The 23,444-nt window shown below is 59.3% G+C and carries 23 protein-coding genes; 17 read left to right on the top strand and 6 right to left on the bottom strand.

What is annotated here, in order from left to right; all coding sequences use genetic code 11:
* Positions 1–71: 71 nt before the first annotated feature.
* The 3 genes from gatB to pepN all read right to left on the bottom strand — a co-directional run bounded on the left by gatB (position 72) and on the right by pepN (position 4,664).
* A complete protein-coding gene (gatB, locus tag NANH_RS0120590) occupies positions 72–1,583 on the bottom strand; it encodes an Asp-tRNA(Asn)/Glu-tRNA(Gln) amidotransferase subunit GatB (RefSeq protein WP_027263750.1) in 1,512 nt (503 codons plus the stop codon).
* Between the two features lie 71 nt (positions 1,584–1,654).
* A complete protein-coding gene (locus NANH_RS0120585; protein WP_027263749.1) occupies positions 1,655–2,086 on the bottom strand; it encodes a hypothetical protein in 432 nt (143 codons plus the stop codon).
* A 22-nt stretch (positions 2,087–2,108) separates the two neighbouring features.
* Positions 2,109–4,664, bottom strand: a complete 2,556-nt coding sequence (gene pepN / locus NANH_RS0120580; protein WP_027263748.1) for an aminopeptidase N — start codon at positions 4,662–4,664, stop codon at positions 2,109–2,111.
* A gap of 186 nt (positions 4,665–4,850) precedes the next feature.
* Here pepN and NANH_RS0120575 point away from each other — a divergent pair, with 186 nt between their 5' ends.
* Together NANH_RS0120575 and NANH_RS0120570 are read left to right on the top strand one after the other, a co-directional pair.
* On the top strand, positions 4,851–6,992 hold the full coding sequence (locus NANH_RS0120575; protein WP_027263747.1) for a malate synthase G: 2,142 nt from the start codon (positions 4,851–4,853) through the stop codon (positions 6,990–6,992).
* 83 nt (positions 6,993–7,075) lie between these two features.
* Positions 7,076–7,501, top strand: a complete 426-nt coding sequence (locus NANH_RS0120570) for a GlcG/HbpS family heme-binding protein (RefSeq protein WP_027263746.1) — start codon at positions 7,076–7,078, stop codon at positions 7,499–7,501.
* A 131-nt stretch (positions 7,502–7,632) separates the two neighbouring features.
* On the opposite strand, the gene NANH_RS0120565 is transcribed toward NANH_RS0120570, so the two are convergent.
* Entirely contained in the window at positions 7,633–8,403 is a 771-nt protein-coding gene (locus NANH_RS0120565) for a gamma-glutamyl-gamma-aminobutyrate hydrolase family protein (protein WP_027263745.1), read from the bottom strand.
* 670 nt (positions 8,404–9,073) lie between these two features.
* On the bottom strand, positions 9,074–9,499 hold the full coding sequence (locus NANH_RS26750; protein ID WP_051372523.1) for a helix-turn-helix domain-containing protein: 426 nt from the start codon (positions 9,497–9,499) through the stop codon (positions 9,074–9,076).
* Between the two features lie 14 nt (positions 9,500–9,513).
* Here NANH_RS26750 and NANH_RS0120545 point away from each other — a divergent pair, with 14 nt between their 5' ends.
* The 3 genes from NANH_RS0120545 to NANH_RS0120535 are packed head-to-tail and all read left to right on the top strand — an operon-like array spanning position 9,514 to position 11,741.
* Positions 9,514–10,833 carry an NAD(P)/FAD-dependent oxidoreductase gene (locus NANH_RS0120545; RefSeq protein WP_245601484.1) on the top strand — a complete coding sequence of 440 codons (1,320 nt, stop codon included), beginning with the start codon at positions 9,514–9,516 and terminating at the stop codon, positions 10,831–10,833.
* A gap of 33 nt (positions 10,834–10,866) precedes the next feature.
* Positions 10,867–11,292: a DUF1641 domain-containing protein gene (locus NANH_RS0120540; RefSeq protein ID WP_036050159.1), complete on the top strand. Its 426-nt coding sequence runs from the start codon at positions 10,867–10,869 to the stop codon at positions 11,290–11,292.
* Complete coding sequence (locus NANH_RS0120535) at positions 11,289–11,741, top strand: iron-sulfur cluster assembly scaffold protein (RefSeq protein ID WP_027263742.1); 453 nt, start codon at positions 11,289–11,291, stop codon at positions 11,739–11,741. The genes NANH_RS0120540 and NANH_RS0120535 overlap by 4 nt, the downstream gene beginning before the upstream one ends.
* An 856-nt stretch (positions 11,742–12,597) precedes the next feature.
* Here NANH_RS0120535 and NANH_RS0120525 read toward each other — a convergent pair.
* Positions 12,598–13,539: a GlxA family transcriptional regulator gene (locus NANH_RS0120525; RefSeq protein ID WP_027263741.1), complete on the bottom strand. Its 942-nt coding sequence runs from the start codon at positions 13,537–13,539 to the stop codon at positions 12,598–12,600.
* Positions 13,540–13,598: 59 nt separating this feature from the next.
* Here NANH_RS0120525 and NANH_RS0120520 point away from each other — a divergent pair, with 59 nt between their 5' ends.
* The 12 genes from NANH_RS0120520 (at position 13,599) to NANH_RS0120460 (ending at position 22,838) form a co-directional block, all read left to right on the top strand.
* Entirely contained in the window at positions 13,599–14,165 is a 567-nt protein-coding gene (locus tag NANH_RS0120520; protein ID WP_027263740.1) for a cysteine hydrolase family protein, read from the top strand.
* Positions 14,166–14,220: 55 nt separating this feature from the next.
* On the top strand, positions 14,221–14,817 hold the full coding sequence (locus NANH_RS0120515; protein ID WP_027263739.1) for a LysE family translocator: 597 nt from the start codon (positions 14,221–14,223) through the stop codon (positions 14,815–14,817).
* A 453-nt stretch (positions 14,818–15,270) separates the two neighbouring features.
* A complete protein-coding gene (locus NANH_RS27585) occupies positions 15,271–16,491 on the top strand; it encodes a tyrosine-type recombinase/integrase (RefSeq protein ID WP_051372522.1) in 1,221 nt (406 codons plus the stop codon).
* Entirely contained in the window at positions 16,491–17,339 is an 849-nt protein-coding gene (locus NANH_RS0120505; RefSeq protein WP_027263738.1) for a hypothetical protein, read from the top strand. Before NANH_RS27585 ends, NANH_RS0120505 begins: the two co-directional genes overlap by 1 nt.
* An 87-nt stretch (positions 17,340–17,426) precedes the next feature.
* Complete coding sequence (locus tag NANH_RS26740) at positions 17,427–17,612, top strand: helix-turn-helix domain-containing protein (protein WP_036050156.1); 186 nt, start codon at positions 17,427–17,429, stop codon at positions 17,610–17,612.
* Positions 17,613–17,724: 112 nt separating this feature from the next.
* Entirely contained in the window at positions 17,725–18,081 is a 357-nt protein-coding gene (locus NANH_RS0120495) for a hypothetical protein (protein WP_027263737.1), read from the top strand.
* 100 nt (positions 18,082–18,181) lie between these two features.
* The gene (locus tag NANH_RS0120485; RefSeq protein WP_027263736.1) at positions 18,182–18,427 is read left to right on the top strand and encodes a hypothetical protein; all 246 of its coding nucleotides are present in this window, start codon (positions 18,182–18,184) and stop codon (positions 18,425–18,427) included.
* 35 nt (positions 18,428–18,462) lie between these two features.
* A complete protein-coding gene (locus NANH_RS0120480; RefSeq protein ID WP_036051037.1) occupies positions 18,463–19,413 on the top strand; it encodes a hypothetical protein in 951 nt (316 codons plus the stop codon).
* Positions 19,414–20,085: 672 nt separating this feature from the next.
* Complete coding sequence (locus NANH_RS0120470) at positions 20,086–20,535, top strand: DUF5681 domain-containing protein (protein ID WP_027263733.1); 450 nt, start codon at positions 20,086–20,088, stop codon at positions 20,533–20,535.
* The gene (locus NANH_RS0120465) at positions 20,532–20,801 is read left to right on the top strand and encodes a hypothetical protein (RefSeq protein ID WP_027263732.1); all 270 of its coding nucleotides are present in this window, start codon (positions 20,532–20,534) and stop codon (positions 20,799–20,801) included. The genes NANH_RS0120470 and NANH_RS0120465 overlap by 4 nt, the downstream gene beginning before the upstream one ends.
* Entirely contained in the window at positions 20,798–21,031 is a 234-nt protein-coding gene (locus NANH_RS28675) for a hypothetical protein (protein ID WP_139236483.1), read from the top strand. The genes NANH_RS0120465 and NANH_RS28675 overlap by 4 nt, the downstream gene beginning before the upstream one ends.
* Complete coding sequence (locus tag NANH_RS0120460; protein WP_027263731.1) at positions 21,018–22,838, top strand: hypothetical protein; 1,821 nt, start codon at positions 21,018–21,020, stop codon at positions 22,836–22,838. The genes NANH_RS28675 and NANH_RS0120460 overlap by 14 nt, the downstream gene beginning before the upstream one ends.
* The last annotated feature ends 606 nt before the right edge of the window (positions 22,839–23,444 follow it).

Here is a 23,444-nt window from a genome sequence, read left to right as displayed (position 1 = left end):
GCACGCCGGTTGGGCATACCGCGTCTGTACGCGGTATGTACGGCTGTCATACGCGGTTTGCAGGGGGCGGGTTACAGGCCCAGCTTGGCCGCCACGATCTCGTTCACGGCCTTGGGGTTGGCCTTGCCACCGGTGGCCTTCATCACCTGCCCGACAAACCATCCGGCCAGTTTCGGGTTCGCCTTGGCTTTCTCGACTTGGGCCGGGTTGTCTGCGATGACCTGGTCCACGGCGGTTTCGATCGCACCGGTGTCCGTGACCTGTTTCATGCCGCGTTTCTCGACGATCTCGGCCGGGTCGCCGCCCTCTGTATAGACGATCTCGAACAGATCCTTGGCAATCTTGCCGGAAATGTCGCCCTTGGCGATCAATTCGATGATCCCGCCCAACTGCGCCGGAGACACCGGACTGGCGCCAATATCGTGATCTTCCTTTTTCAGACGCCCAAACAGCTCGTTGATCACCCAGTTCGCCGCCAGCTTGCCATCGCGCCCCTCGGCCACAGCCTCGAAAAATCCGGCCGAATCCAGATCCGCCGTCAGCACCGAAGCGTCGTAATCCGAAAGACCGTAATCATTGATAAATCGCGCCTTTTTCTGATCCGGCAGTTCCGGAAGATTGGCCGCGATATCATCGACCCAGCCCTGTTCGATCTCCAGCGGCAGCAGGTCGGGATCGGGAAAATAGCGATAATCATGCGCCTCTTCCTTGGACCGCATCGACCGGGTTTCGCCCTTGTCCGGATCGTACAGGCGGGTTTCCTGATCGACCTTGCCGCCACCTTCGACAATGGCGATCTGGCGGCGCGCCTCGACTTCGATGGCCTGCTGGATAAAGCGCATCGAGTTCATGTTCTTGATTTCACAGCGCGTCCCCAGATGGGAAAAATCCTGTGTTTCCTGATACTTCTCATACTGACCGGGACGACAGATCGACACGTTCACGTCGGCGCGCAAGTTGCCGTTCTGCATGTTGCCATCGCATGTGCCCAGATAGCGCAGGATCTGGCGCAGCTTGGTGACATAGGCCGCCGCCTCTTCGGGGCTGCGGATATCCGGGCGGCTGACGATTTCCATCAGCGCCACACCGGTACGGTTCAGATCGACAAAGGACATGTTCGGATCCATGTCGTGAATCGACTTGCCCGCGTCCTGCTCGATATGGATGCGCTCGACCCGCACCAGCCGCGCAACCCCTTCGCCCATCTCGACCAGCACTTCGCCTTCGCCCACAATCGGGTGATAGAGCTGTGAAATCTGATAGCCCTGCGGCAGGTCGGGATAGAAATAATTCTTGCGATCAAAGGCGCTTAGCAGGTTGATCCGCGCCTTCAGACCCAGCCCAGTGCGCACGGCCTGCTCGATGCAGTATTCGTTGATCACCGGCAACATGCCCGGCATCGCGGCGTCGACAAAGGCGACGTTGCTGTTGGGCTCGGCCCCGAATTTGGTCGACGCCCCGGAAAACAACTTGGCGTTCGAGCTGATCTGCGCATGAACCTCCATACCGATCACCAGTTCCCAGTCGTGTTTGGCACCGGCAATGGTTTTGACTTTGGGGGTGGTATAGCTCAGGTCCAGCATGGCGCGCCTCTTGTCGGTGATGGATCGCCTTCTAGGCCAGCCGGGCCTGCGTCGCAAGGGGGCGGCATGACCTAGAAGAACGCGAAATGGCTGCGCTTGACCGCCATGCCACGGGCCTGCAAGTGTTTTTCAAACTCCCGATGCGGCGGGATCGCTTCAAACGGCAGATGCACGCGTTTGCCATCGGTCAAAACGGCACGCACGCGGATCGAGAAATCCCAGCGCGTATCGAACCGCATGTGATCGATTTGCGCGAGGGCCAGATCGCCGTGACGGCGACCGCTGTGCCAATACAGGTGAGAGCCGGTCAGGCGCACACCGGCACTGGGGTTTGCATACCAATCCCACAGCGCCGGAAGTGTCAGTAAAGCCAGTCCCGCCATCAACCACCACGCCGCGTCCATCAGGACCACCGCCCCCGTCAACACGGCATAAATCGCAGTCAACAGGGCCGCCATGCGCGATGTGCGTCCCTGGCGGGTATACTCAAAATCGGCGCTCATTCGTGCACGCCGGACACCATGCCTAGCCTGCCCCGAGGATACGCGAGATCATCTCGGTCGTGTCGCGCGACAGATCGGGTGTTGCGGCGATACGCTCCAACTGGGCACGGATCAGATCCTGCCGAACGGCATCATAGCGTTTCCAGGTCTGAAAGGCGCTGCACATCCGCGCCGTCGTCTGCGGATTGACCGGATCCAGCTTGATCAACCAGTCTGCCAACACCGCATAGCCGCTGCCATCCGCAGTATGGAATCCGGCATGGTTCATCGACAGGCTCCCCAGAGTCGCGCGAAAGCGATTCGGGTTTTGCCAGTTGAAATCGGCATGCCCGGTCAGATCGCGCGCGGTACCCACGGCCTGGTCCGGAGCGGCCTGCACAATCTGCAGCCCGAACCACTTGTCGATCACCAACCGATCCAGTTTCCACTGATCGTAAAAGCCCGCCAGTTGCTCGGCACCCTTGCCCGCGCTCAGCAGGCAGGACAGCGCCGTCAACTGCAGGGTCATGTTATCGGCCGCATCGTATTGGGCCGCCGCCTGCGCCCCGCTATCCAGACGGGTGACCAGCGCCAGCGCAGCGCCGCCAAGCGCCCGTTTGCCGGCCTGATCGGCGTCAGGGCGAAAAGGCTCTTCAATCCGGCAGCCGGCCAGAATACGCGGCAGCACATCCTGCGCATGCTGCGCCAAGGCCTGTTTGAGAGTTTCGCTGGCCTGCCAGATCGCATCCGGATCTGGCGTGCTGCCGGATTGGGCCAGCGCCGCTGCCAGTTCGGATTGCCCCGGCTGGGCCAGCATCAGGGCGCGATAGGCCGGGTCCAGCCCATCGTCGCGCAACACCGCCAACATCCCGTCCAGATAGTCGGCGTCCGGGGCCGCATCGCTGGTTGCCATGCTCATCAACGTTTCGCGAGCCAGCGCGCGGCCCGCCTCCCAGCGATTAAACGCATCGGTGTCATGGGCCAGCAAAAAGGCGCGTTCGGCAGCGTCCGTCTCACGTTCCAACACCACCGGCGCGGAAAATCCGCGCAGGATCGACGGCACCGGCTTGGCCGCGAGACCCTCAAAGGCAAAGCTCTGCGTGGCCTCGGTCATTTCCAGTGTTTCGGTGGCACGCACTTCGTCGCCATTCGCGCCCAGCAGGCCCACATCGATCGGCAGAACCAGCGGTTGCGGATCGGGTGTCGCGGCAGAAGGCGGCGTTTTCTGACTGAAGGTCAGGGTATAGGTGCCGTTTTCCCATGTCTCAGCCACATGCACACGCGGGGTTCCAGCCTGCGAATACCAGCGCTTGAACTGGCTCAGATCACGGCCCGTAACCTCGGCAAACACCGCCAGCCAATCCTCGATCGTGCAGGCCTGCCCGTCGTGGCGGGCGAAATACAGATCCAACGCCTCGGCATAGGCTGCATCGCCAACCAGCCGCTTGAGCATGCCAATCACCTCGGCACCCTTTTCATAAACCGTAGCGGTATAGAAGTTGTTGATCTCCTGAAAACTCTCCGGGCGCACCGGATGCGCCAGCGGCCCCTGATCTTCGGGAAACTGGCGGGCACGCAGGTCGATCACATCACTGATCCGCTTGACGGGCGCACTGCGCATGTCGCTGGTGAACTGGCTGTCGCGATAGACCGTCAGCCCCTCTTTCAGGCACAGCTGGAACCAGTCCCGGCAGGTGATCCGATTGCCGGTCCAGTTGTGGAAATACTCGTGCGCGATGATCGCCTCTATGCGTTCGAAATTGGCATCCGTCGCGGTTTCCGGGCTGGCCAGAACTGCGGACGAGTTGAATACGTTCAGCCCCTTGTTCTCCATCGCGCCCATGTTGAAATCATCCACGGCGACGATGTTGAACACATCAAGATCGTATTCACGGCCATAGACCTCTTCGTCCCAGCGCATGGATTTCTTCAACGCCTCCATGCCAAAGGCGCATTTACCCTCGTCACCGGGGCGCACCCAGATATTCAGATCCACAGGCTTGCCGGAACAGGTCGTAAAGCTGTCCGGATGGGCCAACAGGTCGCCCGCCACCAGGGCAAACAAATAGGCCGGTTTTGGCCAGGGATCGTGCCAGATCGCATGACCTTCGCCCTGCTGCTGCGGATTGCCATTGGACAGCAGAACCGGATGCGGGCCTTTGATCTCGACGGTGAACACGCTCATGACGTCGGGGCGATCCGGATAATAGGTGATCTTGCGAAAGCCCTCGGCCTCGCATTGGGTGCAATACATGCCACCAGACATATACAGCCCCTCAAGCGCCGTATTGCCCGCCGGATCGATCTGAACTTCGGCCTCCCACACAAACGGCGTATCCGGCACGGCGCAGGTCAGACCCGCATCGGTGATGTCAGGCGCGACCGTTTCGCCGTCGATGCGGGCCACGATCAGCGACAGGTTTTCACCGTGCAGAAAGAACCGGCGGTCGGCCACGTCGGGATCGGGGCGAAAGGCAATCCGGCTGTGAACGCGCGTGGCACGCGGATCAAGCTCGAATGTCAGGTGGACCGACTCGACGTGAAAGCCAAAGGGCGCATAGTCTTTCAGGTAGATGGTGGTGGGGGCAGCGTCGCGCATGGGGGCCTCGCAGATTGGATCGGGCGCACGTTATGAACTTCGTCCACGGGCCGCAAGCCGGGTTCCGGCACTGGCCCGGTCCTTGCAGAGGCGCAAAGCAGGCGATGCGCGTGTTGCCTATCGGAAACTTTCGTTCTAACCAGTGACGGAATACCATCGTGTACAGTTGAGAGCGAAAGGCCGGGAATGAGCGACAGGACAGAAATCGACGGGTTGCAGGTCGCGCCCGAACTGGTGGATTTCATCGAAAACCGCGCCTTGCCCGGCACCGGCGTCACGTCAAATGATTTCTGGGCCGGGATGTCACGCATCCTGCACGATCTGGGTCCCGAAAACCGGGCCTTGCTTGAGCATCGCGAAGCGTTGCAGCGCCAGATCGACGCGTGGCACCTGCAACGGCGCAACCAGCCCCATGATCACGATGCGTACAAGGCGTTCCTGGAAGAGATCGGGTATCTGCTGCCGGAAGGCGAGGATTTCCAGATTGACACAGCCAACGTGGACCCCGAGATCGCCACTGTGCCGGGCCCGCAACTGGTGGTTCCGGTGACCAATGCACGCTATGCGCTGAACGCGGCCAACGCCCGCTGGGGCAGCCTCTACGACGGGCTGTACGGCACCGATGCGATGGGCAGCCGGCCGCCTGCCGGGGGGTATGACCGGGGCCGTGGTGCGCGCGTCGTGGCCCGCGCCCGGGTGTTTCTGGATGACGCCTTTCCGATTGTCGGCACCAGCCACGCGGATGTCCGCCGTTACCATGTCAGCGAAGGCGCGTTGCTGGTCGATGACCGTCCGCTTGTGAACCCGGCGCAGTTTGTCGGGTATCGTGGCAATCCGCGCGCACCGGATGCCGTGGTGCTGGTCAATCATGGGCTGCATGTGGAACTGGCGTTCGACCGCGCCCATGCCATCGGCAGCCGCGATCAGGCCGGGCTGGCGGATGTGCGTCTTGAAAGCGCCATGACCGTGATCATGGATTGCGAAGATTCGGTCGCCTGCGTCGATGCCGAAGACAAGGTTCTGGCCTATGGCAACTGGCTGGGTCTGATGCAGGGCGACCTGTCCACCGAGCTGCACAAGGGCGGCAAGTCGGTAACCCGCGCGCTGAATCGCGATCGCGCGTTTACCGCGCCGAACGGCGACCCGCTGACGCTCAAGGGGCGGGCGCTGATGCTGGTGCGCAATGTCGGGCACCTGATGACCAACCCCGCGATCCTGGATCGCGATGGCAACGAAGCCTTTGAAGGTCTGATGGATGCGATGATCACCGTGCTGATCGCCATGCATGACCTCAAACGCGACGGCGGCAATTCGTTGCACGGCTCGGTCTATGTGGTGAAACCCAAGATGCACGGACCCGACGAGGTCGCCTTTGCCGTGCGCAGTTTTGACATGGTCGAAGATATCCTGGGCCTGCCGCGCAACACGGTCAAGATCGGCATCATGGACGAGGAGCGCCGCACCTCGGTCAACCTGAAACAATGCATCCGCGCCGCCAGGAGCCGGGTTTGCTTCATCAACACCGGCTTTCTGGACCGCACCGGCGACGAGATTCACACCTCGATGGAGGCCGGGCCATTCTCGCGCAAGGATTTCATCAAACGCAAGGGCTGGATCGGTGCCTACGAGGACCGCAACGTCGATATCGGGCTGGAATGCGGATTGCAGGGCAAGGCGCAGATCGGCAAGGGCATGTGGGCGATGCCAGACATGATGGAGGCGATGCTGGATCAGAAAATCGCCCATCCGCGCGCCGGGGCCAACACCGCCTGGGTGCCCAGCCCGACCGCAGCAACGCTGCATGCGCTGCACTATCACAAAGTCGATGTGTTTGCGGTTCAGGACAGGCTGAAGGCCAATGGGCGGCGCGCCCATGTGGATGCGGTTCTGGACATCCCGTTGGCCACCTATCGCCGCTGGAGCGCAGAACAGAAGGTCCGCGAGGTCGAAAACAACGCCCAGGGCATACTGGGCTATGTTGTGCGCTGGGTCGATCAGGGCGTCGGCTGTTCCAAGGTGCCGGATATCAACAATGTCGGTCTTATGGAAGATCGGGCCACTTGCCGGATTTCAGCCCAGCACATCACCAACTGGCTGCATCATGGGGTTGTGAGTGACGAGGATGTCATGGCTGCAATGCGCAAGATGGCGGCGGTCGTGGACGAGCAGAACGCTGGCGATCCCCTATATCGCCCAATGGCACCCGGATTCGATGGCATTGCCTTTCTCGCCGCCTGCGATCTTGTATTTCAGGGCCGGACACAGCCGTCGGGATATACCGAGCCCGTGTTGCATGCGCGGCGGCTGGAGTTGAAAGCCGCGGGCTGAGCCGCAAATGGCGAAAGGGAGACCGGGGGTTTTGCACCCCCGGACCCCCGCAGGATATTTCAAGCAAGAGGAAGAAATCTGGCATGACGATTTCACTACGCAAGGCGCGCACCATAATTCGCAAGACACTAGACAAGGGCCACGAACTCGAGCTGAAACCGCTGTCGGTGGTGGTGCTGGATGCAGGCGGTCACGTACAGGCGTTCGAACGCGAGGATGGTGCATCGCCAGGCCGGTTTGCCATAGCGCATGGCAAGGCATATGGGGCAATCATGTTGGGCATGGGCGGCACGGCACAGATGGCTCGGGCCGAACAGCAGGCCTATTTCATGGGCGCGGTGAACGGCCTGTTTTCCGGGCAGGTCGTGCCGGTACCGGGTGGCGTTCTGCTGCGCGACAAGAAAGGTGCCGTCGTTGGGGCTGTCGGCGTGACGGGCGACACATCGGACAATGACGCCGCAGCCGCGAAAGCGGGAATTGAGGCGGCGGGGCTGACGGCGGAGATCTGAACGCTCGCCCAGCCTTGCTCGAACGGGCCATAGGAGCGAGCACTAAGATCGTTGCCCTGGGATTGCGGCCAACACGTGGGTTTGCGGCTGGTAATATCATTTGCATGGCCGCCTGGATCAACACCTATGCTCTAGGCCGATTTCTGGTAGGGGATCTGCTTGGCCCAGGCGCGAACCGCATCGCCGAACGCCGAGAACAGCGGGCGCGAAACCGGATCATTGCCCGCATCCCATTCTGGGTGCCATTGCACTGACAGGGTGAACCCCGCAGCCGCATCGACACGAATCGCCTCGGGTGTTCCATCCTGGGCATACCCTTCGATCACAATACGCTGTCCCGCGTGCTTTATCCCCTGCCCGTGCAGGCTGTTAGTCATCACTTCGGTGGTTCCGAACAGGTCGTGAAACACCCCGCCTGCCGTAAATTCCACCCTATGACGCAGAGAAAATTTCTCTTCCAAAGTGCCATCCGGCGGCATTCGGTGGTTCATCCGCCCCGGAAGATCCCGGATCTCGGGATAGAGCGTGCCGCCCATCGCCACGTTGACCTCCTGAAAGCCACGGCAAATGCCAAAAAACGGCTGGCCACGCTCGACACAGGCGCGCACCAGCGGCAGCACGATCGCATCCCGCGCGCGGTCAAACGAGCCATGCGCCGCTGTCTCGGCCTCGCCGTATTCCTCGGGATGTACGTTGGGCCGCCCCCCGGTCAGCAAAAACCCATCACAGGTTTCCAACAATTCCTCGACCGACAGAAAACGCGGATCCGCCGGAATGAGCAGCGGCATGCAGCCTGCGACCTCGGCCACTGCCTCGGAGTTATGCGACCCGCCAGCATGGGCCGGATATTGATCGTGGAGCAGATACGAGTTGCCGATGATGCCGACGATGGGGCGCGCCATGTGTTTGCCTGACCTGTTGAACTTGGCCCAGACTAGAACGCCGCGATGGGTACGGCAACACCCGGCCAGATCCCTCGTTGTTTCCGGCGATCCAGCCGGCCAAATCGCCTGGTCAAAGTGCGATGGTTGCGGAGGCCCGTTCCAGGCGCAAACCCTAGATTCCAACCCTTTGGAATATGGGTTCGAAAAAGAAGTCGGGCTTCGACCGCCGCTGTCCGGCCTTCGTTGCGGTAAAGCCTCCTCGGGCGCGGTGAGTGCTTTCTTGGTTGTGCACATTGCATGGAGCGCGGCGATCAACCAAGCTCTCCCCGAGGGAACCGTCGCCGCGGTCTCCCGATGACATGACGAGTGATATCGCCCTGAGGCTTGAGGGCGAGGGCCAGCGGGATTCAGACACCGTGCCGTGGTTCGGGAACCCGATGCAGATCTCGACCGGCTGAACGGGGATGCCGGACTCCGTATTATTGTCGGCGACACCCCCGAAGCGAGCGCAAGCCTGTTGGCGGTTCCGCCTGATCCACGGGTGCTGCGGGTGATGCAGAGCAATCACGACCTGCGGACGGCCTATCGGAACCATAGCGGTGCGCGCCCCCGTCGATCTATGTTGGAACACGAGGGCGGCGCGTCACATAAGGGGTGCCAGGCCGGTATGATGAACAGCAGGCAAATGTCAGAGCCTCTGGGGTTGTACCTGCGCATCCTCGATCGCGCCGCTCTTGTACAGGCGGCGCAAGGTGGACACCATCGTTTCAAAAGACTCGTCCAGCTTGACGCATGTCGCATCGGTCGGCGCGAGATAGACCGACTTACCTGAGGGCTCGCGATCCAGATACCCCGCCTCCACCAAGTCCGAAACCTTCCGGTGAACGGTTCCGACGGGCAGGCCCAGCGTCGCCGCAAGAGCGGAAAGATCATACGGTTTTCCCTGCAAACGCCCCTGGATGACAGTGCGCACGATCAGGCAGTCGACGGGCTTGCCCCACATCCCGGTCTCCATCGCGTAGAACCGGTTGAGGCACTCGATGATTTGCTTCTGGATCTCGGTCCGCAAAACGTTCCTGAACTCGTCAGGGATATCCCGCGTGAATACTGTCATGCCGCCTTGCGCCCTTGCCGGAGAACCATCTCCTTTCCAGTTTGGAAAGGTTGCCATTTGGAATCAAGCCCGAATTCACGGAGAAACCCCGCCAAGGGCGCGATGGATTTTTCCATGCGGATGAGGGCAAAGGGGGTTTCTTAATGGCACAGCAGATACTTGTGGTCGGTGGTGGCATCGGCGGCACAATGACCGCGAACAGCATCGTCGCAAAACTCTATCCGGAGGTCTCTTCCGGTCAGGTCAAGGTGACCATGTTGTCCGACAGTCCGTGGCATTATTACAAACCGGCGTTTATGTATGTCGCCTTCGACATGTTTTTTCAGGACGAACTGCGTCGCAAACAGCATACGCTTCTGCGTCCCGAGATCGACTTCCAAGTCGACAAAGTCATCGCGTTCGACTTCGCCGGCTCGCAGGTGCGAACCGAAAGCGGCAAGACTATCGGATACGACTACATCGTCGTCTCCACCGGTTGCCTGCCGGCACCCGAGCGCATCGAGGGGCTGAAGGAAGCGGGGGACTATTTCTATCAGTACGACCCCGCGCGCCGACTTTCGGAAAAGCTGCGCAAACTGGAAAAGGGACGTGTCTTTATCACCGTGAACTTCCCCGAAACGCCGAATGTCCCGCACCAATGCGGTATCGCACCGATGGAAACGACGTTGATGCTGGACGAGTACCTGCGCCGCAAGGGAATCCGCGAGCAAATCGAGATCGTGTATACCTATCCGACGGTCTCGCAACTTTTGCGCAACTGCCTGTTTTTGCAACAGGAGGTCTGCGAGGTTCTTCCCCCGATCTTCGAGGAGCGCGGCATCAAGTTTCAGCGTGGCTTTACCCTGGCCAAGGTGGACGCGCAGAAGAAGATCGCGATCTCTGCCGAAGGTGAGGAGCAGAATTTCGACATACTCATGTCGACGCCGCCGATCCGCGCGGTTGACGCCGTACTGGAAAGCGGCGTGTCCCAGGCCCCCAATAACGAAGGCTGGCTCCCCACCAACCGTGAAACGCTGCAGCTTGACGGTTTCCCCAATGCCTATGTGATGGGCGATACGGTGGACCTGCCGATCTCCAAGGCGGGCGGGGCGTGCCACAACCAGTGCCCCGTCATCGCAAACAACATCGCCGGCGACCTGCGCATCGGTCGCACGGTCGACACCTATGACGGCAAGGTCCAAGCCGTGGCGCAGATGGGGCTCGAGGCAGGAATGCCGCTTTGGTACAACTATGACGAGGATGTTCATCCAACCCCACCGACCAAGGTTGGCGGCCTGATGCGCAAAGCGTTCAATCGGGGCCTCTACTGGTCCGTTGCCCGCGGCATCATTTGACCCTGACAGACAAAAGACACCGAGGAGGACGCCATGGCGCACCCAACCGAACACGATACAGATACCCCCCTTCTTGAGCGTATCGGCCAGGAAAGCGCCTTTGCCGATGCCGCGACCCAAGCAGGGCTTTTGGAACTGGCCAACAAACTCGCGCCTCTGATCCAGGGCAAGCGGCTGCACAATGTTGTCGATTTGCTATCGCTGGCTTCAGATGGCGTCGATATGGTCGATGACGCCATGATCCAGAAAATGATGGCCGGCTACGAGGATCTGGTCAGCAACGCCTGGATGCTTTCAAACGCTGCCAGGTATGCACGCAACCAAGCGGCGCAGACGCCTGTTCCCTCGACGCTCGGCCTGGTCCGGGCCGCACGCGACGAAGATGTGCGGCGCGGGTTACACTTCGCTTTGCAATTCCTCGCGGTGATCGGACGGCAGACCGCAGACGCGAACCGGTGACGGATCCATCAACGGAGGCCGATCTCGCGGAGTTGTATCGCCCGGAGATCAAGGCGCTGTCGGCACAGGTCCGTGCCGACAGGCCGCTTGATGCGCCGGACGTCACCGTGACAGCGGTCAGCCCGGTCTGCGGCAGCCGCCTCACGCTGGACATTCGCTTTGACCAGCAGACTATCGCGGCGATCGGATGGCGTTGCCGGGCCTGCGTGTTGGGGATGGCCTCCCTTGCCATTGCGCGGGAGGCGGCCATCGGAGCAACCGAAGGGCAAATTGCCCAGGTACGGGCAGGAATCCAGGACCTTTTGTCCGGTGGTGCCCCGGATTTTCCCGCGCGCTGGAGCCAGTGCTCGGTGTTCGCCGCCGCGCGGGGCTTTCCGACCCGCCACGGCTCCATCCTGTTGCCAGTAGACGCCCTGCTGCGCGGTTGGCAGGATAGGGCAGAGATCTGATACACTCATTCAGGTTTTCCGATCGCGTCAGGCTCGACGGCGATCTCCAGGGTCTTCCTCCGGCGGCGGACAGTCCCGTAGCGGATTTCCCGCCCGCAGTACCGGATGCGGTGCAGTGCCCGCGTCATGCTGCGAACCGGACCAGAGCAGATCAATGATCTTCAGTGCGTGATCGCCGAGAAGCTCCACGGGCTGGTCGATACCCCGAAGCGCGCGCATGACGTGGTCTACGAGAACCCAACCGGGCAGTATATGCACAGACGATGTCACTGCGTCGATTGCCCTCGCGGAACGCTATATCATTCCGATGGCGCGACGTTCGTATTCAGCGTTCGGCGCGACAAAGGAGATATTCAACGCCATAGTCCTGCCGGACCTGATCAGATCGAACGGCTGGAAAGAGTTCATACAGCGTGAACTGCAAAGAAGTCTGGGCGGGCGGATATCCTGTGCCCGCGACCTAGAGGCGCAGCTTCGCGAGTTGATGGCTGTGGACGCCGTACGGGAAGCAGACGCCGAGTCAGGCCCGCGGGGTGGTCGCCCCTCAAAACGCTTCATCGTAAACCCATATGTTCATCCAACAGAATGACGGAGGTCTCTAATGACAAAACTGACAGAACCCATCCGTCTTTTGGGATATTGTCAGTTTTGTCGCGAGGACTATGAAATCAGACCAAAATTTCGCTGACTAGAAAACTACTGCGGTCGCGCGTTACCCCCCTGCCACTCATTACCTCGGAGGACCCAAGATTCGTCGCGAACGGCCCTTACCGGTCGTTCGTGCAGTCGACAGCGAAGGACTGCTTCGAGCCCAAAGTGACCGATGCTGCGACGTGAACGAGTGACAGCTTTTGGTTCAGAGAACGGTAAATCGCCTCCGGTAATCGCTGGCGGTTACACCCGACACAGATTTGAAAAGGCGACTGAACGCTGACGGATCTTCGTATCCTACCGCCCAGCAGATCTCGGAAATCGGCATGGTGGTTCGTTCTAGAAGTCCGCGCGCTTTTTCGACCCTTAACTCCTGTACATAGGTACCGATTGCCAGCCCGGTCGCCCGGGCGAACCGGCGGTGCAAGGTCCGTTCCGAAAGCGATAACTTTCGCGCCAACTCTGCGACGGACAAATCGGCCTGCACGTTGCTTTCCATCCACCGTTGCAAGTCAATGATGGGCTGGTCTGCGTGATCGAACTTGGGTCGAAAGCTGCGATAGTTGCGTTGCTCGCGCCCATGTGGGTCAATCAGCATGTGCCGACAGACTTGCGAAACGATAGCTGGACCCAGCCACCGGTTCACCAGATGCAGGCCCAAATCGACCCACGCCATCACGCCGCCTGCCGTCACGATGTCATTGTCGTCGATCAGGATATGTTCGGAAAGCAGGTTCGCGTGCTGGAACGCAGCGCTGAACTCTTCTTCCAGCGCCCAATGGGTCGTAACCGGCCGACCGTCAAGCAACCCCGCATGCCCCAGCCAGAATGCCCCCGCGCAGGCCGAACAAGCGATAGCCCCCCCGGCGTGCTGCTCCTTGATCCAGCTGTGCAGCTTATCGTCAGATGCACCGCGATTGCCGGTCAGGTTGGGCGGCAGGACGATGGCGTCGAAGAAAGGGGCGGTAGGCAGGTCGTCTGCCTGAAGGATCGAATGATTGATCTGCCTGCCATCGCAATCCGCACCATATCTGTTGGCGACCTCCAACACATCCACCATCCCCAAAGCCGCCGACATCTGAACGCCTCTGTAGGCGATCAATCCTACATGCACGTCGGTTGGCGGATTTGGCACATTCTTTGTCATTTACGCCAATCGTAGTGGAACGTCACACTGGCGTAAAGTGAGCTTTAGGAGGAACTCACATGACCAAATCAGCACTGCTTATCGTCGATATCCAGAACGACTATTTCCCGGGCGGCCTTATGCCTTTGCCCGAAATGGAGGCAGCTGCCGCCAAGGCGGCCAAGCTTTTGAAAGGCGCACGTGACCGCGCCGAACCGATCTTTCACATCCGCCACATCGCGGCCAGTACAGATGCGCCCTTCTTTCGACCAGGCACCGAAGGCAGCTGCATCAACGCCGCCGTGCTGCCAGAGGCAGCCGAGCCGGTCCTCGAGAAGTCCCGGCCCAACAGTTTCGTCGATACCGGGCTAGAGACAATGCTGCGTGAGGCGCGGATCACGCATCTGACGATCTGCGGCGCGATGAGCCAGATGTGTATCGACGCGACGGCCCGAGCCGCCGTGGATCTGGGGTTCCATGTGACCGTCGTATCCGATGCCTGCGCCGCTGCCTCGGTGACGTTTGCCGGTATCACCGTGCCGCACGATCATGTTCACGCGTCGATCATGGCCCCGCTTGCGGCCAGCTATGCGCAGGTCGTGGACCTTGATCACATCACAAAGGAGCGAGATCGCCAATCCGCATGATCCGGGCTGAACCGGCAGGTCGAATGGCAGAACCTGAACCAGAGGAGGACCGACAATGATCTCGACAATTGTAGCACTTATCATCTTTTTGTTTCCGCTGGCCTATAGCCCGGGACCTGGAAACATGTTTTTCGCTGCCAACGGCGCGCGTTTCGGAATGCGCGCCACACTGCCAGCGAATGCTGGATACCATCTGGCCACCTGGGTCGTAACCGCCGGAATCGGGTTTGGCGCACTTGCAGCCTTTAACTCTCATCCGCAGCTTTTCCGCGTACTCAAATACGCGGGAAGCCTTTATGTCCTGTGGCTGGCCTGGACGCTCTTCCGGAGCTCCTGCAATGTGAGCGGACGAGAGGCCCAACCCATCGGGTTCGGGTCTGGCGTTCTTTTGCTTCTCTTGAACCCAAAGGCCTATGTTATCATCGCGTTGATGTTCACCCAGTTCGTTGCAAATGGCGGTTCGGATCAATGGCAATTGGTGCTCGTCATCACGACTGTCTTCACATTGAACAATCTGTGCGCCTTCTTACTTTGGACGGCTGCCGGAGACTGGCTCGCCATTCGTTTTCGGGGGGGTGAAAGCGCGCGCCGTGTCAATATGACCTTCGGGGTTATCCTGGCTGCGGTCGCCGTTTGGATGGCGCTCGCGTAGAAAAGGCTGCGATCTGGCGAAACGAAGCAGCCATTGGTCCCGCCGCAGCGAAAGTTCACTTTGTCCGCTGAGCAGGCCTCCATGCGCGCCGCAGCGAATGCCTGCAATCCGCCCAAGTAGTTCTTCACAAATGGAGAGGCGGCGAAAACCCAACAACATTGCATTGTCGGTTGGAATGTTGGACGAATGCGGAATTTCCTATTTAAACCAAAAATTTTTGGTAGCGGAGGAGGGACTTGAACCCCCGACACGCGGATTATGATTCCGTTAACTTCTCGATTGCCGTTGACTTCCATGAGCATCCGATATCGTCCGCAGGCATCCACCATCATGCCGTTAATGCTGTGTATTAAAGCGCAAATTCCCTTGCTCCCCTGATAAATATTGTCTACCGTTGTCCATGAACGTCCACCAAAATCCAGACAATTTTGTCCCCCACAAGTCCCCCAGAACATGAAGATCAAACTGACAGACCGATTTCTAAGAAGCTTGACGCCACCTGAGGCAGGACGACTGGAAGTCTCGGACACGGAGCGGCGGGGGCTTCGGTTTCGCCTGTCTGCCAGCGGTAAGGCGGTTTGGATGTACGAAAAGCGGGTGAAGGGTGGACCGAAGCGGAAACATACTCTTGGCGCTTGGCCGCGACCTGTCAGCCTATCGGAGGCCCGTGCCAGGGCGCTTGAGATTGAAGCAGAAGCAGGGCGAGGCGTAGACCGAATAGCGCTTGCTGAGGCTGAACTACGCGCAAGCAAGCACCTTCGAGACAACATCTTGACGGTTCGGGAGGTTTTCGAAGTCTATGACAGGCTTCACCTTTCCAACCTGAGAACGCGCGACGAGCGTTTGAGGCAGCTAGAGCAATCGCTGGCAGTTCATTTGGACAGATCCGTATTGGAGCTTTCCCGCAAGGATATTCAGAAAGCAGTGGACGATAAGGCGGCGTCGGGACGTAAAGCCTATGCGAACAGAATTAGAGCGGCGCTGGCTGCATTCACCAAGTGGGCATGGATTAGGGGCTACATCCCCGAAGATGTCGGGGCCGGAGTGGCAAAAGCCATAAAGGAAAAAGCCCGAGAGCGCGTCCTGAGTGTTCGCGAAGTAAGGCAAATCTGGAAAGCCACCTTTGAAGCCGGTGAGGTTTGGGGGCCTATGTTCCGTTTGTTGATCCTTACCTGTCAGCGAAGGGGCGAAATTCTCGGTCTGCGTTGGGATGAAGTTGACCTGGAAAGCAGGCGTATCGTGAAACCTGGATCGCGCACAAAGAATGGCAAGCCGCATACCACCCACCTTTCGCAGCCAGCATTTGAGGAACTGAGGAAACTTGATGCAGGGCGCACAGAATTAGAACTGGTGTTCACCACAACAGGGACAACGCCGGTTTCTGGCATCGGCAAGGCCAAAGCCAGGTTGGATGGTCTGCTGCCTGATGATTTCCAACATTGGCGACTGCATGACATTCGGACTGGCTTCGCTACCGCAATGGCTGAGGCGGGCGAGTCTGAGAGCGTCGTGGATCGTATTCTCAATCACTCCGCCAGCGGATCGGCTCCGAGCGCAGTAGCGCGGGTTTACAATCAGTCGGAGATGCTACCGCAGCGAGCGGCTGCGCTTGATCGATGGAGCGAAGTCGTAACCCAGAAGCCGTGTACCATCATAACAATGGGTGGCGAATAATGTCCAAACGGAAAACCGATGAACCTTCTCCCGTTGTGAAAGCGTTGTGCGGCTCCGGGTCCAAAGGTGATGTGGATAGAGACGTCGCCGCAATTATCAAAAAAGAACAGGCAATATTTGATGCCAAGCGGGTAATTTATTCCGCTGTTAGCGACTGGATAGGCGAGACAGTAACGGAAGGCAGCGACGTCCCGATTGTAAGAGATGGGAAGACCGTCGGATATCTCCCCAAGGATTTGTTCGGCAGCGATCAAGTCGAGAAAGTCACGTCCGCGTCAAAGACCGAAAGCAAACGAGAATTCGAAAACAAAGTCGAACGATTCGCTAAGGTCACCGCTGCGGCTGACGCTTTGATGAACAGTCTAAACAAATTGTCACATCTAGAACGGGCCACGTTGAACTACGGCCCCTTTGAATTTTCTAGGAAAACTAATCTCCCGGTTGAGGAAAGAATTGTTAGAGAAATTGGCTATTTATACTCAGCGTTCATAGCCTGTTCGAGCTTAAAATCTCAATCCGAAACTGCTCAGAAAGACGCTTTGAGAGAACTGGAAATCAGAAGAACCGGCGTTGGGAGGCCACGAAACTACGCGGCGTATGCTGTGGCTCTTGAACTCGCTAGGCTATACGCGAAAGTTACGGGAAAGCGCCCAACATACTCAGAAGACCCCAACGGGGTCTCAGGTGAATATACCCCTGCGCTGCGAGATGTTTTCGACAGCTTGGGGTGGGGTGACATATCTTTATCAGGCCCGGCGGAAGCAGCTAAGTCGATGATCACGGATGAAGATTTGGACCACCCAAAAATAGGCCCCATGGGCGGAATTACAGGGTTGTCCATAAGCTAGATTACGTCGCTGGCATCCATACCCTACCTCTCACGTCCGCACGGATTAGAGGGAATGGCCCTCTGAGCGGAACGTCTCGGAGGTTCCATGACGAAACGCTTTTTCAAGATCAGCGAAGCCGTAGATTACAGCGGTCACAGCCGCAGCGTCCTTTACGAGGCCCACAAGCGGGGCGAGTTGATCTTCACCAAATTCGGCGCTGCCACTCGCATCGAGAAGGACGACTTGGACGCCTTCCTCGACGCAGCCGGTGTGAAATTCGCAGCCGCATAAGAAAACCCCCACCCGCAGAAGGTATACGGGCAGAGGCTATTTTCTTTTTCAGCGGTGAAAACAGATTAGCGATTTGCCCGCAGCCTTTCAACCAGAAAAGGATTTGCGGAACATGAGCAGTACCAACCAAGACACGAAACACCCACCGGCAAACGTCCTGCGCGTGACCGGCTGGAAAGACCTCCCCACCGACCGGACGCCCGCCCTCTACCGGGTTACGGGCAGCAACGGCGATAGCCGAGAATTCACGCTGGCGAAGGGCAACCGCGTCATTCTCGATGCCCTCTTGCGGCAGCCCATCTACTGCGCCTCCCCGGTGCGGGTTTCTGATCGGGTCTGTGTCCTGCGCCGTGAATACGGCGTGCCGATCACTATCGAGATGTATGAAAACGACGCGGCAACGGACCGCGCCAAGTTCGGCGTCTACTTCATTGGCGAGGGCGTTGCCCGGATCGGGGGTGCCGCATGAAACCCCGCGTTATCCAGATAGCCCGCCTTCGCCGCCGTCATGGCCTGTCCGAAGCCGCAGCACATTTGATTGCGGCCCTGCACTACGGGGAGGCGGCGTAATGACGACGAAGCGCAAATCCCTCTCCCGGCAACAGCGGTGGCGCAAGCGCAACCCGAAATCATACCTCGCTCACCTTGCGGTGCAGAACGCGCTCAATCTTGGTGTGATTGATCGCAAGCCGTGCGAGGTGTGTAACCCGGAAAAGTCAGAGGCCCACCATCCCAACTATGAGCGTCCCTATGATGTGATCTGGCTCTGTCGGAAGCATCACAAGGCCCTGCATTCGCGGGAGGCTTCGGCATGAACCTGACGACCGAGGATATCAACAGGGTGCTGGCGATGGCTGTACCTGGGGTTGTGGACGCCAAAATTCAGGCAAGCCGTAATAAGCGCAACAGGGGCTATATCGACAGATACAAGCCGAACGCCAAGACCCGCGCCCTGCTGGATCAGGCACAGGCGGTACTGGAAGAATACCGCCGTTTCTGGCCCCTGACTTGCCGCCAAATCTTCTATCGCATGGTTGGGGCGCATGGATACGACAAGACGGAGTCCGCCTATGGGCGGCTCTGTCATCACCTCGCCAATGCTCGCCGGGGCAAGGTCATCCCTTTCGATGCGATCCGCGACGATGGCGTGACCACATGGACGATGGATCACTTTGACGACCAGGACGACTTTCTGCGTCATGTCCGCGAACTTGGCGAGGGATACACCCGCAACAAGCTGGCGGCGCAAGACATTCATCTTGAGGTCTGGTGCGAGGCGGCAGGCATGTTGCCCCAGCTTTACCGAGTTGCCGAGCCGTTTTCAGTGCCAGTCTTTTCGTCTGGTGGCTTCGACAGTTTGACAGCTAAGAAACGGTTGGCGGATCGTATTTGCGCAATCGAAAAGCGGGCGATCATCTTGCACCTTGGCGACTTCGACCCCAGCGGTGTTTCCATCTTCGACGCGGTTGCGGAGGACGTCGAAACCTTCGTGATGTCAGACAGGCCGCATGGTCTGGTGGGTGTCGAGTTTGAGCGTGTTGCCCTTATCGGGGATCAGGTTCAATCGTTCGACCTGCCCACGGCCCCTGCCAAGGCAAGTGACAGCCGCTCCAAGAACTGGACGGGAGGTACATGCCAGCTAGAGGCGCTGCCCCCTGACGCGATTGCGGACATTCTCAAGCTGGCAATCGAGCGTCGTATCGACTGGAAACAGTATGCCGAAGATCCCAGCGCAGAAGAAACCGACCGCATGCTGATTAGCGGCCTGTTGCCTGCCCCTGAGTATGGGGAGGGTAACTAGTGGGGCGCGACAAGAGGAACGAAGACCGAGCTGAACATTTCACAAAGATGATCAGGGCCACCATGGAAACGAGCGCTTGGAGGGCGCTCAATCCCACTGCACAGGCTCTCTACCCATGGCTCAAGCTCGAATGGCGCGGTCCCCAGTCAAACAACAACGGTAGAATCCGGCTCAGCGTCAGGCAGGCTGCACAACGCTTGGGAGTGGGCATTAACACAGCCGCCAGAGCATTCCAGGACCTTCAGGCAAAGGGCTTCCTGGTCGTCACTCTCCCGGCCCGTCTGGGCGTGTCGGGAGCCGCAACGTGCCCTTGCTATGAAATAACGGAAATCGCCCTGCCTCACGGCACCGCCAACACAGGGCGGCGTCTGTTCAAAGAGTGGCAAGCAGGTGCTGACTATCCCGTCATCAAGGCAACCGCTCACAACCCGACAGGTCGCAATCAGAATTCAAAACCCTGTCACCAAAATGAGGACAGTAACGTCACCAAATTGGTGACACGCAAAGCCGGGACGTCACCAAAATGAGGACAGGGCGTCACCAAATCAGTGACGAAACAGGCAGTTTTCGAGCCTCGCCCGTCACCAAATCAGTGACATCCTTATCTACCAAGGGGGGTGGCCCACGCCGAACCCTAAAGGCACCAGACAGGCAAATGAGCGGAGCAGTGGAATGAACACTGAATCAGACCGTAAAAACGGCACGAATACGGATGACGGGCGTAAACCCGACGGCACCTATGCAACCGGCAATCCCGGCAAGCCCAAGGGTGCACGCCACAAGACGACACGGGCCGTTGAGGCGCTGCTGGAAGGCCAGAGCGAGGCGCTGACCAATGCAGCTATTGAAAAGGCCCTCAAGGGCGACACGACGGCCCTGCGCCTGTGTCTGGATCGGATAGCACCGCCCCGGAAGGACGCTCCGGTGTCGTTCAACATGCCCAATATCGAAACGGCGGAGGACGCGGCAAACGCGGCCCGCGCCATTCTGAATGCGGTTGCCGCTGGCGATGTCACCCCGTTGGAAGCCGCAACGGTCATGGCGGTTGTGGAGCAGTTCCGCCGCACCCTCGAAACGACGGAAATCGAAGCCCGCATAGCAGCATTGGAGGCGGCAAAATGAGCATCAAGAGCAGATTGAAAGACCTCGAAAAGGTGAGCGGCTCGGATCAGGTCGTAATCACTATGTCCCTTCGGGACGAAGATGAGGCGGGCAACCCTATTCGGACCGGCATGTGCGTTGTTGGCTCCGGGTGGAGCGCAAAGCAGGCCGACGGCGAGTCTGAGGAAGCGTTTCGCGCCCGCGCCAAATCTATCGCGGCTCAGAATGGCGATCACGGCCTATGGGATGGCCCTTGTATTGAAGTTACCATCGGAGGCGAGGAATGACACAGCGAACCCGCGTTGAGAAACTCGAAATGGCCCGCCCCGGTGTCGGTGACGCGCGCACAGTCTTTCGGGTGCTGTTTCGCCCCGGTCCCACCGCACCAATCAGATGTGGGGCATTGGCAAGGACGCTGAGCGGCGTTGTCTATCCGCATGGCAACGAAACGGAAGAAGAATTCCAATCCCGAATAATCGAGGAAAAGAGAGCAGGTAAACGAAATGACTATCTATGAAATCCAGGGGCCGGACGGCAAGACCTACGAGGTTGACGCCCCGGACATGCAGTCCGCCGTTGCGGCCTTTCGGTCGTTCACAGCGCCGCATCAGACGACACAGCAAGGAGATAAAAACGCCCCATCCGGCGGAATGGATATCAACCTTCTTCTGGAAGCCGAAAAGCGCGGTATACTGCCAGCCGACAAAAAGGCGCTGCTTGATGAAGCGCGAAATCGCGGATTGGTGCCTCCGGCGCTGCCAACGTCCGCACAGCAGACGCCCGCAATGGATCAGTCATTGCAGGCGGCATTGCTGGAACGGGCCAAGCGGGAAAAAGCCCGCCGGGTGCAGCAATCCGCGCCGCAGACCAACATGCTTGAGCAGTCAATGAGCGGCGTGAATGAAGGCATCGCAACCACACTTGGCGCGCCGGTTGATCTGGCGACGGGTGCCCTGAACCTTGGCGCGCAAGGGATCAACGCACTTGTCGGGACCGACTTTCAACCCATCGAGAATCCCGTAGGTGGTTCCGGCACATTCCGCGACATGCTTGCCCCAACCATTTCCGACATAGCGCCGCAGACGACAGCGCAGCGCTACGGGCGCAGGATTGGACAGGAAGTCGGCGCAACCGCAATACCGGGTGGCGTGATGGCGCGTACAGCAACGGCCCCTGCAAAGGTGATTGCTGGCGGTATGGCCTCTGCGACCGGTGCGGGTATTGGCGGACAGACGGCCCGTGAAATCGCGCCGGAAAGCGATTTGGCAGACCTCGCGGGCAGCATGATCGGTGGTGGCGTACCAATCGCCACAGCACACGGTATGCGCTCCGGCCCCAAGGCCCCGACACTGGAACAACTGCAAACGCAAAGCGATGCAGGTTACGATGCCGTCAGAGCCTCAAACGCGACCCTGTCGCCGCAGTCTTCCAATGATCTTGCCAATTCAATCGAGGGCGCATTCGGTCCCCGTGTGGCCACGCGCAAACTGAACCCCAAGGCGGCGATTGCTGCGGACGCTCTCGCAGGCGACATGCGCAGCGCACCGATGTCGATTGCGGACGTTGACGAGGCCCGCCAGTGGATCGGGCGAAACGTTGCCGGGTCCGTTGAGAAAGGCGAGCGCGCCATCGGCATGGGAATGAAGCAAACGATTGACGACCACCTTGACGCCCTGACGCCAGCAGACGTCACCGGCACCAATCGCGCGGCGGAAGTTGTGGACACCCTGAAAGACGCCCGCGAAAAAGCGTCTCGGGTCCACAAGTCACAACTGTTCGAAGCGGAAGATACCGGCCTTGTCGCAAAGGGTTTGCGCAGGGCAGCGACCAGCGGCACGGGTGGCAACGAGATTAACGCCATTCGCCAGAATGTGCGCCGCGTACTGGAAAACCCGAAGCTGCGCCGAGGCTACAACGCAGATGAGTTGCAGGCCATGCGCGAGATTGCAGACGGAACCCCAACGCAGAACGCCCTGCGGTTGCTGTCTCGCCTTGCGCCAACGTCAGGGGCATTGCCACTTGGCGGGTTCGCGGGTTCAATGGGTGCAACCGGGGCCACGGGAAACCCTCTGTTCATGGTTCCCTCGGGCGTTGGCTATGCGGCCAAGGCAATGGGCGAGCGCAGCACCAGACGGCAGGTAGAGGGCCTAGGCGAGTTGATCAGAAACAGTGCGCCGTTGCCAAAGAAGGGTCTGAGCGAAGTTGAGCAGAGAATGTTGGCTCAGTTGATTTCGGCACGGGCCACATCACCGACCCCCGACGGACAGCAAGGCGCATTGGCACACCTCTTGCAGCGCCAGCTTCAGGGCACAAATGCACGATAGAGCCACGGTTACGCGTCGGGGTCGTGCCTCAAGCAGATGACCATGCAAAGAAATGCGCAATAGCCGACCAGCCATGGCACAAGCCCGGGATGTATCAGGCAAATCACGACACCAGCCAATAACGTAACACTGGAAAACAGATCAAAGTTCATGACATCGAGGTGGCGTCTGATTGCATGGGGGTCAAGTGCGGCGCAAAAGGCGCAATTGACTGGACAAGCGCCCGCGATACCAAATTCGTGTAGTAGGTCAATTCGGTTGGATAGATTGAACTCATTGGATGTTGGGAGTTGAGCAACGCCACGTGTTCCCTCTATGTTCCCGCAATGAGTCGCGCTTAGCGACCAATACGCGCGCGCGTGTTAGGCTCTTGCAATTCGCAGGAATATCGACGTTGCAGCGGTATCGTTGTTCTCGCTATGTTCGCGCTCATGAATCGACGTTCTACCCCTCAGATGAAAATAGATGACGCGGCCTTCCCGGTGCGCGTCTTCTTGCGTGTGCCGGAGGAAGGGTTGGGCCAGCGGATGGATGCATTGCACCGATGGTTGGAAAGCAACGTCGGGCGCGGTGAATACGCCGTACACGCAGGCGGGCGGCATCCTG

The organism is Sedimentitalea nanhaiensis DSM 24252 (assembly GCF_000473225.1).
Lineage (GTDB): Bacteria > Pseudomonadota > Alphaproteobacteria > Rhodobacterales > Rhodobacteraceae > Sedimentitalea > Sedimentitalea nanhaiensis.
The sequence above is the reverse complement of the archived record's forward strand: the minus strand, read 5'-3'. Positions and strand labels throughout refer to the sequence as shown.

Coding starts and splice junctions, on each gene's coding strand:
- NANH_RS0120520 (WP_027263740.1), top strand. CDS start 13,599: ATGACCAAATCAGCACTGCTTATCGTCGATATCCAGAACGACTATTTC.
- NANH_RS0120460 (WP_027263731.1), top strand. CDS start 21,018: ATGACTATCTATGAAATCCAGGGGCCGGACGGCAAGACCTACGAGGTT.
- NANH_RS26750 (WP_051372523.1), bottom strand. CDS start 9,499: ATGACAGTATTCACGCGGGATATCCCTGACGAGTTCAGGAACGTTTTG.
- NANH_RS0120525 (WP_027263741.1), bottom strand. CDS start 13,539: ATGACAAAGAATGTGCCAAATCCGCCAACCGACGTGCATGTAGGATTG.
- NANH_RS0120470 (WP_027263733.1), top strand. CDS start 20,086: ATGAACACTGAATCAGACCGTAAAAACGGCACGAATACGGATGACGGG.
- NANH_RS0120505 (WP_027263738.1), top strand. CDS start 16,491: ATGTCCAAACGGAAAACCGATGAACCTTCTCCCGTTGTGAAAGCGTTG.
- NANH_RS27585 (WP_051372522.1), top strand. CDS start 15,271: ATGAAGATCAAACTGACAGACCGATTTCTAAGAAGCTTGACGCCACCT.
- NANH_RS0120540 (WP_036050159.1), top strand. CDS start 10,867: ATGGCGCACCCAACCGAACACGATACAGATACCCCCCTTCTTGAGCGT.
- gatB (WP_027263750.1), bottom strand. CDS start 1,583: ATGCTGGACCTGAGCTATACCACCCCCAAAGTCAAAACCATTGCCGGT.
- NANH_RS0120575 (WP_027263747.1), top strand. CDS start 4,851: ATGAGCGACAGGACAGAAATCGACGGGTTGCAGGTCGCGCCCGAACTG.
- NANH_RS0120480 (WP_036051037.1), top strand. CDS start 18,463: ATGGCTGTACCTGGGGTTGTGGACGCCAAAATTCAGGCAAGCCGTAAT.
- NANH_RS0120585 (WP_027263749.1), bottom strand. CDS start 2,086: ATGAGCGCCGATTTTGAGTATACCCGCCAGGGACGCACATCGCGCATG.
- NANH_RS0120465 (WP_027263732.1), top strand. CDS start 20,532: ATGAGCATCAAGAGCAGATTGAAAGACCTCGAAAAGGTGAGCGGCTCG.
- NANH_RS0120495 (WP_027263737.1), top strand. CDS start 17,725: ATGAGCAGTACCAACCAAGACACGAAACACCCACCGGCAAACGTCCTG.
- NANH_RS0120565 (WP_027263745.1), bottom strand. CDS start 8,403: ATGGCGCGCCCCATCGTCGGCATCATCGGCAACTCGTATCTGCTCCAC.
- NANH_RS0120485 (WP_027263736.1), top strand. CDS start 18,182: ATGACGACGAAGCGCAAATCCCTCTCCCGGCAACAGCGGTGGCGCAAG.
- NANH_RS0120515 (WP_027263739.1), top strand. CDS start 14,221: ATGATCTCGACAATTGTAGCACTTATCATCTTTTTGTTTCCGCTGGCC.
- NANH_RS0120570 (WP_027263746.1), top strand. CDS start 7,076: ATGACGATTTCACTACGCAAGGCGCGCACCATAATTCGCAAGACACTA.
- NANH_RS26740 (WP_036050156.1), top strand. CDS start 17,427: ATGACGAAACGCTTTTTCAAGATCAGCGAAGCCGTAGATTACAGCGGT.
- NANH_RS28675 (WP_139236483.1), top strand. CDS start 20,798: ATGACACAGCGAACCCGCGTTGAGAAACTCGAAATGGCCCGCCCCGGT.
- pepN (WP_027263748.1), bottom strand. CDS start 4,664: ATGCGCGACGCTGCCCCCACCACCATCTACCTGAAAGACTATGCGCCC.